Genomic DNA, 10388 nt, shown 5'->3' with positions numbered 1-10388 from the left:
TTCTTGACGAATGGCCGTGAATTCTGCACATCGCATCACCAAGACAGGCTGCCATCAGCTGCTCCTTTGCGGTTCTCGCTCCGATCGGCGACCTGAGTCTGAGTCTTATGATTCTCCTCTGAAGCTCATACTGAGTCGAGCACAGTCGTGTCACACGTCTTTCAGAAGACGCGCGCGGCCACTCAGTGCCGCTGCTCCCTGCCGGTTCGCAACGCTTCGCTGCCGAAGACTGCGCCACTCCTGCGGCCTTCCGAGCAGGCCCGCTGTTGAGACGGCACGCCTCTTGCAGGTCGAGGTAGAGCCTCGGCTATCAGGCGGTGGCCAGGTCCGCTTGGATCTCGCGAATCGTCTGGGCGAGCACGCCAGACGCAAGGAGCCCCGCACCCAGTGGCCCGGATGAGTCTTTGCCCAAGAGCGGCAGGCGGGCCAACGCGGTACGAGTGGCTGGCGTCAGGTGATCCAGCTGCCAGCGAACCTCGCTGTAACGCGCGGTTTCCTGGTCGTCGGCAGCAAGTGACGCGGCCTTCGCTGCGTAGGCGGCGGCACCCAGCGCGTGAGCACCCATGGGCGCAACAGCAGACGCCTGGCCAGCAGCTCGGGCAGCCGCGATCGCCGCAGGAGACGTGACGGACTGAGCTGCGCGCCCCGCGAGGAGCCTTCGCTTGATCTCGCCAGCGGCATCGAGTTCACCACGCGCGTACGCGCGAGTCCGCTCGATGCCGTCTCGTGCTCGGTCATCGTCCGGAGCCTCCGCCTCGAAGAGCGGCAAGACTCGCTCGGCGCAGTCCGCTGCCCACAGGGCGACGAGACGGCGATCGGCGTCGTCGAGTGTCTGCGGAGAGGCCATGCATCAAAGCTCTCACGAAGCATTCATTCCTCGTTTGCAAGACGCGTGGCAGCCCTGGGGAGCGCTTCGTGGCAGCATCGACGAAACGCTCGGCTTGCGCCTCCGTGATTGTCTGCGCGGGACGGTTCACTTGGTGAACCGCAGGCTGCTGAGCAGTCTTCTGACGACGCGCTGGCGACGGGCGTTGTCCGGGTCGAGCCCCAGGGTTTCATCGGTGATGTCTATGGAGGCCATGAGCACCATGAGGTCGGCGGCGTCCACTGCTTTGTCGAGGTAGTTGCCGTCACGCAGTCGTTGCGTCAGGCGGGTGAAGGCAGCTCTGGTTCGTTCTTTGGCGGCAGACACCCCGCCGTCAAACTCCTCTTCGAGAGCGTGGGTGATGGAGCAGGTGATCTCTCGGATTCTCAGGTACTCGATCGCGAACGCCTCGAAGCCCTCCCACGAAGCACTGGTGTCGTGAGCATCGGCGGCCTCACAAACGTCATCGAGGAGGTCGATGACGGCAGCAGCGAGGAGTGCTTCCTTACTGAGCGCACGGCGGTACAGCGTCCCGACGCCCACACCCGCGGCACCCGCGATCTGCGCGGCCGACGGGTTGAGGTCTCCATCGATGACAAGTTCTCGAGTCGCTTCCAGCAGCGCACTGACGTTGCGCTCAGCGTCTGCCCTCGGAGGTCGCTCGCCGAGGAGGAGGGCGAGGGCGTGAGAGCTTCCGGTCATGGACCCATCGTAACGCAAGTGGACGATAATCTTCCGTTTGGAGTATGGCTGCAAGCGGAAGTCTATCGTCCGATTAGGAGTGGGAATGAGTGGAACTCGTCTGCGTTCCGTCGCAACCCTGGCCGCACTCGCGTCAGGGTTCGTGATGGCATCGATCGACTCGACAGTCGTCAACGTCGCGACAGTCTCGATCGGGCGCGATCTTGGCGGTTCGCTCAGCGAGCTGACTTGGGTCGTTGACGCCTACGTTCTGACCTTCGCCTCGCTACTCCTCCTCGGTGGCAGCCTCGCGACAAGTTTGGGGAGTCGCAGGCTCTACATCGCGGGCATGGTCGTATTCCTCGCCGCGTCGCTCGTCTGCGCGGTCGCTCCAACGGTTGCCGTGCTCATCGCCGCCCGCGCACTACAAGGAGCAGGTGCGGCGATGTTCATGCCAAGTTCGCTGGCGCTGTGAATCGCCCCGGGTTTTGTGGAGGCCCGGTTAGTTGGTTCCGGCCCCGGCGGGGACGTTCTCTTGAGCGTATCCGGCTGTGTTGGCTGATGCCCGGTGGAGGGCCTCGAGCTCGATGGGCGGGATGAGTCCGATCTCGCCGTGCAGGCGCCTGTGGTTGAACCAGTCGACGTATTCGGTGACGGTTATCTCGACGTCGCGGATCGACGCCCACCCGCCCTTGGGACGCATGACCGGGTTGCGGATGCACTCGGCCTTGAACAGCGAGTTGAACGCCTCGGTCATCGCGTTGTCGTAGCTGTCGCCCTTGGATCCGACGGATGCGACGACGTCGGCCTCAACGAGCCGCTCGGTGTAGCGAATCGCTCGATACTGCCTGCGTTCAACCGGTCGTTGCAACACCGGGTTGTTGAAGCGAGCGTAGCTGCTCTTCGAACACCTCGGCGGGTGTCTTCCAGTCGAGGGCCTTGCGTGGCCGGTTGTTCAGCGCGAGAGCGACTGCTTCGAGGTCTTCCGCGGACCACCGTGAGAGGTCGGTGCCCTTCGGGAAGTACTGTCGCAGCAACCCGTTGGTGTTCTCGTTCGTCGGGCGTTGCCAGGGCGAGTGGGGATCAGCGAAGAACACCTTCGTGCCCGTCTCGAGCGCGAACTGGGCATGCGCTGAGAGTTCCTTGCCGCGGTCCCACGTGAGCGTCTTCCGGAGCTGTTCGGGGAGCTTGGTCATCGTCGCGATGAGCGCGGCGTTCATCGCGACGGCGCCGTAGCCGCCCAGCGCAGGACCGTTCTTGACCGGTGGGATCTCGCCATAGCCTTCCAGCCGCGGCAGATGCACCAGCAGGGTCGAGCGGCTCTTGCGCTCGACGATCGTGCCGATCGCCGACCGGCCGGTGCCGATGATCAGGTCGCCTTCCCAGTGCCCAGGGACGGCGCGGTCCGCAGCCTCTGCGGGGCGTTCGGAGAACACGACATCGGCGGTGACGTGCCCTTGCGGGCGGTTCTGCGTTCGAGCCCGTGGCCGCCGGAGCGCACGGCCGGTTCGCAGGCAGGTGACGAGCTCGCGTTTGAGCGCGCCACGGCCTTGGATGAACAGCGACTGGTAGATCGCCTCGTGGCTGATGCGCATGGACTCATCATCCGGGAAGTCGATCTCCAACCGATGCGAGATCTGCTCCGGGCTCCACGCGATCGCCCACCGCCTGTCCTGCCGGTGCGGCTTGTTCCGCCCCTTCCATGCCAGCGGCTCCGGGCCAACGACGACGCTGCCATCAGGCCGGCGAACGTTGCCGGCGAGACGGTCCTGGACGTACTCGCGCAGCCTAGCGTTGGTCACCAATCTCGCCGCCTTCGGTCGTTTCGCCGCCTGCTGCGCCTTCCACTGCGCCACCAGCGCCCGGTATTCCTGCTTGCCGCTGCGCGTAGCGGCATTGCGGCGTAGCTCGCGGGAGATCGTTCCCGGGTCGCGGCCGATCCTGCGTGCGATCTCACGCACCCCGACATCCTTGGCGCGTAACAGCGCGATCTCCTCGCGCTCTTCGAAGGACAGGTAGCGGCCGGTGGGCTCGGCCAGTGAGATCGGTGGCATGCCGCCAGCGTGACGAAACCAACGGGTCCCGACCGGCACGGACACGCCCACCTTCAGCGCCGCCTCGGCCGAGGTGATGCCCGTCGCGATCAGACACCAGAACTGCCGCTGCACCGCCCGCGAGGGCTCAGGTCGTCCAGGCGAACGCATCGGCGGCCGCAACGCTCGATCCGCACGCCACTGCCGACGCGCACCCTCAGGAACCTCGCTCGTCTTCGCGAGCCAATCCTTTGTCGCCACTGCTGAACACCTCCACGATCAAGGTGTTGCGACGACCAGTTGAATTCGCCCAGGACTCCGCGGTCGCTGTGATGGATCAGCCCGGTGATGTCGTGGCCGGCGCGCTGGCGCTGCCAGAGGCCCATGTCCAGTGCGTCGAGGGCGAGGTCAGTGCGCAGGCTTGTGGAGGTCTGCCAGCCGACGACGTGGCGGGAGAACACGTCGATCACGAACGCGGCGTAGACCCAGCCAGAGTGGGTGCGGATGTAGGTCAGGTCCGCGACCCAGAGCTGGTTCGGAGCGGTCGCGGTGAACGCGCGCTTGACCAGATCGAGGGGCCGTTCGATCTCTGCGCCGTCGGCGATGGTCGTCTTGCGGGTCTTGTCGCGCCGGATGCCCTGCAGGCCGGCCTGGCGCATCAGCCGCTCGACGGTGCACCGCGCGACCGGGATGCCCTCCCGGTTCAGCTCGGCGTGGACCTTCCTGGCCCCGTAGACGCCGAGATTCGCTCTGTGAGCGGTGCGGATGTCCACGATCAGCGCGGCATCCCTGACCGCTCTCTCAGACGGCGGGCGCTTCTTGGCGGCGTAATAGGTGCTCGGGGCGACATGCAGGCCCCTCACGCAGGACAGCGCAGATCGGCTCGACCCCGAACCGGCCGCGGTGCCCGTCGATGTACTCGACGAGCACCGCGGTGGGCACCTCGGCTACTTCAGTTTGCGGTCGAGCTCCGCCGCGGCGAAAAACGCCGACGCGGTCTTCAGGATCTCGTTCGCGCGACGCAGCTCCCTGACCTCCCGCTCAAGCTCCGCGATTCGCGCAGCGTCCGCGGTCGTCACCCCCGGCGCCTCACCGGCGTCGACCTCAGCCTGGCGCACCCACGTGCGCAGCGCCTCCGGGTGAATGCCGAGCTGGTCCGCGATCCGCTTGATCGCCCCGACCTTGCTCGCCGGGTCGCGGCGCGCGTCCAACGCCAGCCGCGTCGCCCGCTCCTTTAGTTCCTCGCTGTACTTCCGTCGTGCTGCCATGACCCTCATCCTTCACAGGTTTGAGAGCCTCCATCAGACCCAGGGCGATTCAACAAGACCACCGATGCCCACGGGAAGCGCCTGGCGAACCAGACCATCACGAACGGCATCGAGATCGACGAAGACGAGGAGCACGCGATGCTCCGCCTTGCGGAGCCGTTCACCGTTGCGTCAAGCCGCCAAACCCATGTCAGGCATGTGACTACGTCTGAAATTGTGGAGCCTAGGAGATTCGAACTCCTGACATCCTGCTTGCAAAGCAGGCGCTCTACCAACTGAGCTAAGGCCCCGTCGCGCGGCAGCCCGCGCAGACAGACGTCAAGCTTAACAGGATCCGTACCTGCACGCGTGCGCAGCACAGCCCCGCACCACCCGTCCCCCGGACGCCGACAACACGCCGCGAACACCCCGCCGACACCCCGCCGACACCCCGACAGCCCCCACCCGCCCCCGTCCGATCGGGACGATAATCGGGGGATACGACGTGTCCTGCGAAGCGCACACAGTTGTTCACCCTGGGCTGCGACGATGCACGCGCAGGGCTCACAGGAAGGTGACGTCATGACCGACGCGACCGCACTCGCCTCACTCCGCGACGCGCTGGAGACCGTCGACCCGCCGCTCCGGCACGACATCGAGCGGCTGGTCAGACACGTCGACGCCGAGGAGATCGCCGCGCGCGAGCCCCGCGACGTCGTGGGCGCCCTGGCCTCCCTTCGCTCGCTGGCCACGCGGCGCGGCCGCGACGAGACGCTGATCAGCGTATTCACGCCCACGCTGCGCGAGCACGGCTGGACCTCGCGGCGCACGATCATCGACATCTGCACGGCCGACGCGCCCTTCCTCGTCGACTCCGTCACGGCGGCGATCGCCCGCCAGGGCCCCGCCGTGCACCTGCTGGTGCACCCCGTCGTCTCGGTGCTGCGCGACGACGACGGCATCCTGCTCGACATCGACGCGCACGGCGGCGACCTCGAGTCGTGGATCCACCTCGAGATCGACCGCGTGCCCACCGAGGAGGGCCGCGCCCAGCTCGAGGAGCGCCTGCAGCACGTGCTCGGCGACGTGCACGCCGCCGTGCACGACTGGCAGAAGATGCGCCGCGCCTGCCTCGACATCGTGACCGACCTGCGCACGGAGGCGCCCCCCACCGTCGACCGCGCCGAGATCGCCCGCACGGTCGAGTTCCTCAGCTGGCTCGCCGACGACCACTTCACGTTCCTCGGCTACCGCGAGCAGGCCCTCGTCACCGACGAGAACGGCGAAGACGTGCTGCGCGCGCTGCCGCACACCGGCCTCGGCATCCTGCGCGGCCTGCCCGAGGCGATCGCCCACCTCACCCCCGAGGCGCGGCGCACGGCCCGCGAGCCGCGCCTGCTCACGATCACGAAGGCGAACTCGCGCGCGACGGTGCACCGCGACGTCTACCTCGACTACATCGGCCTGCGCACGTTCGACGAGCAGGGCAACGTCACGGGCGAGCGCCGCTTCCTCGGCATGTTCACGTCGGCCGCGTACGCAGCATCCGTCCTCACGCTCCCCATCGTCGAGTCGAAGGTGCGAGCCATCCTCGACGCGTCGGGCTTCACGGCGACGTCGCACTCCGGCAAAGACCTGCTGCAGGTCCTCGAGCAGTACCCGCGCGACGAGCTCTTCCAGGACACGCCCGAGCACCTGCTCGAGGTCGCGAGCGAGGTCAGCCGGCTGCGCGAGCGCCGCCGCGCCCGCATCTACCTGCGTCGCGACGAGTTCGGCCGCTTCGCCTCCGCGATGGTCTTCCTCCCCCGCGACCGCTACAACACCACCGTGCGCCAGCGCATCGAGGCCCTGCTGCGCGAGGCGTTCGACGCCGACCAGATCGACTACACAACGCGCGTCGGCGACTCGCCGCTCGCGCAGCTGCACTACGTCATCCGCGCGCCGAAGGGCACCCCGTTGCCCGAGGTGTCGGAGGCCGAGCTGCAGCCACGCGTCGAAGAGGCGATCCGCGGCTGGGACGAGGCGCTCATCGACCTGCTGCACCACGAGCTGGGCGAGGACCGCGCCGCCCAGCTGCTCGCCCGCTACGGCGAGGCGTTCTCGGAGGCCTACAAGGAGAACGTCCCGCCCGCCGAGGCCGTGAGCGACATCACCCTGCTCGAGGCGCTCGAAGACGGCGGCGAGTTCGCCGTGCGCCTGAACGCGCCGGAGCGCGACAACCCTGCCAAGCGCGTGCTCACGATCGCATCGAACCGCCTCTACCCGCTCACCCAGGTGCTGCCGATCCTCACCGACCTCGGCGTCGACGTCGTCGACGAGCGCCCCTACACCGTGAAGACGGCCGGCGGCGAGGTGCACCACATCTCCGACTTCGGCCTCACCGCCGCCGGCACCGACGAGTGGGAGGATGCCGCGTGGGGCGCCGCGTTCGAGGCCGTGTTCCGCGCGGTGTGGACGGGCGAGGCCGAGAGCGACCAGCTCAACGCGCTCGTGCTGCTGGCCGGGCTCGACTGGCGGCGCATCGTCATCCTGCGCGCGATCGCGATGTACCTGCGCCAGATCGGATCGGCCTTCTCGGTCGAGTACATCGAGCAGGCGATCGTCGCGAACCCCGACATCGCCGCCGACCTCGTGCGGCTGTTCGAGCTGCACTTCGATCCCGCGTTCAGCGGAGACCGCGAGCCCGCGATCGCCGACCTCACCGCGGCGATCCTCGAGAAGCTCGAGCGGGTGTCGAGCCTCGACCACGACCGCATCCTGCGCTCGTTCGTCGGCGTGATCGAGGCGACCTGGCGCACCAACTTCTACCAGCGCACCGCCGACGGCACGCCCAAGCACTGGGTGTCGATGAAGCTCGACTGCGGTCGCGTGCCGGGACTGCCCAAGCCGCATCCCATGGCCGAGATCTGGGTCTACTCCCCCGAGGTCGAGGGCGTGCACCTGCGCTTCGGCAAGGTCGCACGCGGCGGCCTGCGCTGGAGCGACCGCCGCGAGGACTTCCGCACCGAGGTGCTGGGCCTCGTGAAGGCGCAGATGGTGAAGAACGCGGTGATCGTGCCGACGGGCTCCAAGGGCGGGTTCGTGGCCAAGCGTCTCCCCGCGCCGAGCGACCGCGCCGCCTGGCTGGATGCCGGAAAGTCCGCCTACCGCACCTTCATCCGCGGCCTGCTCGACATCACCGACAATCGCGACGGCACCGAGATCGTCCCGCCCGAGCACGTCGTGCGGCGCGACGGCGACGACTCCTACCTCGTGGTCGCCGCCGACAAGGGCACGGCGTCGTTCTCCGACATCGCCAACGGCATCTCGGAGCACTACGGGTTCTGGCTCGCCGACGCCTTCGCGTCGGGCGGATCGGCCGGCTACGACCACAAGGGCATGGGCATCACGGCCCGCGGCGCGTGGGAGTCGGTGAAGCGGCACTTCCGCGAGATGGGCCACGACACCCAGGCCGAGGACTTCACGGTCGTCGGCATCGGCGACATGTCGGGCGACGTGTTCGGCAACGGCATGCTGCGCTCCGAGCACATCCGCCTGGTCGCGGCGTTCGACCACCGGCACGTGTTCGTCGACCCCGATCCCGACCCGGCCACGACGTTCGCCGAGCGCCGCCGCCTGTTCGAGCTGCCCGGGTCGTCGTGGGACGACTTCGACCGCGCCGTCATCTCCGAGGGCGGCGGCGTGTTCCCGCTCGGCGCCAAGTCGATCGACGTCACCCCGCAGATGGCGCGCGCCCTCGGCCTCGACCCGGCCGTGACCAGGCTCACCCCGCTCGAGCTCAAGCGGGCCGTGCTGCTCGCCCCGGTCGACCTGCTGTGGAACGGCGCGATCGGCACGTACATCAAAGCCTCCGGCGAGACGCACGCCGAGATCGGCGACCGCGGCAACGACGCGATCCGCGTGAACGGCGACGAGCTGCGGCTCAAGGTCGTCGGCGAGGGCGGCAACCTCGGCGTCAGCCAGCGCGGCCGCATCGAGGCGGCGCTCGCGGGCGTGCGCATCAACACGGATGCCATCGACAACTCCGCCGGCGTCGGCACCTCCGACCGCGAGGTGAACATCAAGATCCTCCTCGGCGCGGTCGAGCGCTCGGGCCGGCTCGACCGGGAGGCCCGCAACGCGCTGCTGCACTCCATGACCGACGAGGTCGCGGTGCAGGTGCTGCGCGACAACTACGAGCAGAACGTGCTGCTCGGCAACTCCCGGTCGAACGCCGCCGAGATGCTGCCGTCGCACGAGCGACTCATCGAATGGCTCGAGCAGCGCGACGAGCTCGACCGCGAGCTGGAGTTCCTGCCGAGCGCGATCGAGATCCAGGAGCGCATCGCCGCCGGCCGCGGGCTTACCCGCCCCGAGTTCTCGGTGCTCGTCGCCTACGCGAGGCTGGCCCTCAAGGCCGACCTCGCGATCACCGACCTCGCCGACGACCCGTGGTTCGCGCGCACGCTCGCGGGCTACTTCCCCACGGCGATCCGCGACGCCTACGCCGACGATCTCGCCCAGCATCCGCTGCGCACCGAGATCATCGTCAACACCGTCGTCAACTCGATGGTCAACCGCGGCGGCATCACGTTCGCCTACCGCGCGGCCGACGAGACGGGCGCCTCGAGCGAGCAGATCGCCCGCGCCTTCGTCGTCGCACGCGAGATCTTCGACCTGCGCGGGCTCGTCGAGCAGATCGAGGCGACCGACAACATCGTGTCGACCGACGTGCAGACCGAGCTGTACCTCGCGTTCCGGCACCTGCTCGACCAGGCCACGCGCTGGTTCGTGCAGCGTCGCGTCGACGGCGTCGACATCGGCGCCGAGATCGACGCGTTCGCCGAGCCCGTCGCACGCTTCACCGCCCGGCTCGACGAACTGCTCCGCGACGCCGAGTGCGAGCGCTTCACCGCGCGGGTGCACGAGCTCGAGGCCGCGAACGTGCCGAACGCGCTCGCGCGCCGCGGCGCGGGACTGCTCCGGTCGCTGCCGCTGCTCGACATCGTCGAGCTGTCGCGCCAGAACGACGGGGATGCCGACGACGTCGCCGAGGTCTACTACGCGCTGTCGGTGCTCGTGCACTTCGACGAGATGCTCGCGAACGCGTCGGCGCTGCCCCAGGACGACCGGTGGGGATCCATGGCGCGCGCCGCGATGCGCGACGACCTGTACACCGTGATGATCGGGCTCACCGCATCCGTCATGCAGCGCACCTCGGCGGGCACGACCGACGCGCGCATCGCGGAATGGCTCGAGCAGGGCGGCGCGTCGGCGCAGCGGGCGCTCGACGAGGCCGTCGCGGCCGTGCGCGCCGACCAGGGCGAGGCCCTCGCGACCCTCTCCGTCGCGCTGCGCCGCCTCCGCTCGCTGGTGCGGTAGGGGTTCGGCGCCGCCTGCCGCCATCCTCGCCCCATACCTCCGTACCCCGCACCCCCGCCCCACACGCCCCGCTGGTTGAGTAGCCGCCGTAGGCGGCGTATCGAAACCCGTGTAACGGACCGATACATGGGTTTCGATACGCGCGCTGCGCGCGCTACTCAACCAGCGGGGATGGGGCGCGCAAAGTCAGCGCGGGGCGGG

General features: G+C 68.4%; 7 protein-coding genes, 1 tRNA gene and 1 pseudogene. 2 read left to right on the top strand and 7 right to left on the bottom strand.

The genetic code is table 11. The annotated features are described in order from the left end of the window. Positions 1-310: 310 nt before the first annotated feature. Positions 311-847: a putative immunity protein gene (locus AOA12_RS00140; RefSeq protein ID WP_054678465.1), complete on the bottom strand. Its 537-nt coding sequence runs from the start codon at positions 845-847 to the stop codon at positions 311-313. 126 nt (positions 848-973) lie between these two features. Continuing rightward, positions 974-1567 carry a TetR/AcrR family transcriptional regulator gene (locus tag AOA12_RS00135; protein ID WP_054678462.1) on the bottom strand — a complete coding sequence of 198 codons (594 nt, stop codon included), beginning with the start codon at positions 1565-1567 and terminating at the stop codon, positions 974-976. 85 nt (positions 1568-1652) lie between these two features. Between AOA12_RS00135 and AOA12_RS00130 the strand changes: the two genes are divergently transcribed. Beyond that, complete coding sequence (locus tag AOA12_RS00130; protein ID WP_054678459.1) at positions 1653-2021, top strand: MFS transporter; 369 nt, start codon at positions 1653-1655, stop codon at positions 2019-2021. A gap of 27 nt (positions 2022-2048) precedes the next feature. Here AOA12_RS00130 and AOA12_RS00125 read toward each other — a convergent pair. The 5 genes and pseudogenes from AOA12_RS00125 to AOA12_RS00105 form a co-directional block, all read right to left on the bottom strand. Next, positions 2049-2393 (bottom strand): annotated as a pseudogene (locus AOA12_RS00125) (integrase core domain-containing protein); the annotation flags it as partial. 7 nt (positions 2394-2400) lie between these two features. Then, a complete protein-coding gene (locus tag AOA12_RS00120) occupies positions 2401-3750 on the bottom strand; it encodes an IS30 family transposase (protein ID WP_442922258.1) in 1350 nt (449 codons plus the stop codon). Continuing rightward, on the bottom strand, positions 3690-4442 hold the full coding sequence (locus AOA12_RS00115; RefSeq protein ID WP_082405817.1) for an IS3 family transposase: 753 nt from the start codon (positions 4440-4442) through the stop codon (positions 3690-3692). Before AOA12_RS00115 ends, AOA12_RS00120 begins: the two co-directional genes overlap by 61 nt. Positions 4443-4526: 84 nt before the next feature. After that, a complete protein-coding gene (locus AOA12_RS00110; protein WP_054678448.1) occupies positions 4527-4847 on the bottom strand; it encodes a transposase in 321 nt (106 codons plus the stop codon). A 217-nt stretch (positions 4848-5064) separates the two neighbouring features. Then, a tRNA-Ala gene (locus AOA12_RS00105) sits at positions 5065-5137 on the bottom strand. Positions 5138-5408: 271 nt separating this feature from the next. Between AOA12_RS00105 and AOA12_RS00100 the strand changes: the two genes are divergently transcribed. Then, complete coding sequence (locus AOA12_RS00100) at positions 5409-10187, top strand: NAD-glutamate dehydrogenase (RefSeq protein WP_156366318.1); 4779 nt, start codon at positions 5409-5411, stop codon at positions 10185-10187. The last annotated feature ends 201 nt before the right edge of the window (positions 10188-10388 follow it).

Source organism: Microbacterium sp. No. 7 (genome assembly GCF_001314225.1).
Taxonomy (GTDB): Bacteria; Actinomycetota; Actinomycetes; order Actinomycetales; family Microbacteriaceae; genus Microbacterium.
Note: the sequence above shows the minus strand (reverse complement) of the source record. Positions and strands in the feature narration are given on the sequence as shown.

What these genes read in the sequence shown, in the direction of transcription:
- AOA12_RS00120 (WP_442922258.1), bottom strand. Translation starts at nt 3,750, where the DNA reads ATGCGTTCGCCTGGACGACCTGAGCCCTCGCGGGCGGTGCAGCGGCAG.
- AOA12_RS00135 (WP_054678462.1), bottom strand. Translation starts at nt 1,567, where the DNA reads ATGACCGGAAGCTCTCACGCCCTCGCCCTCCTCCTCGGCGAGCGACCT.
- AOA12_RS00100 (WP_156366318.1), top strand. Translation starts at nt 5,409, where the DNA reads ATGACCGACGCGACCGCACTCGCCTCACTCCGCGACGCGCTGGAGACC.
- AOA12_RS00130 (WP_054678459.1), top strand. Translation starts at nt 1,653, where the DNA reads ATGAGTGGAACTCGTCTGCGTTCCGTCGCAACCCTGGCCGCACTCGCG.
- AOA12_RS00140 (WP_054678465.1), bottom strand. Translation starts at nt 847, where the DNA reads ATGGCCTCTCCGCAGACACTCGACGACGCCGATCGCCGTCTCGTCGCC.
- AOA12_RS00110 (WP_054678448.1), bottom strand. Translation starts at nt 4,847, where the DNA reads ATGGCAGCACGACGGAAGTACAGCGAGGAACTAAAGGAGCGGGCGACG.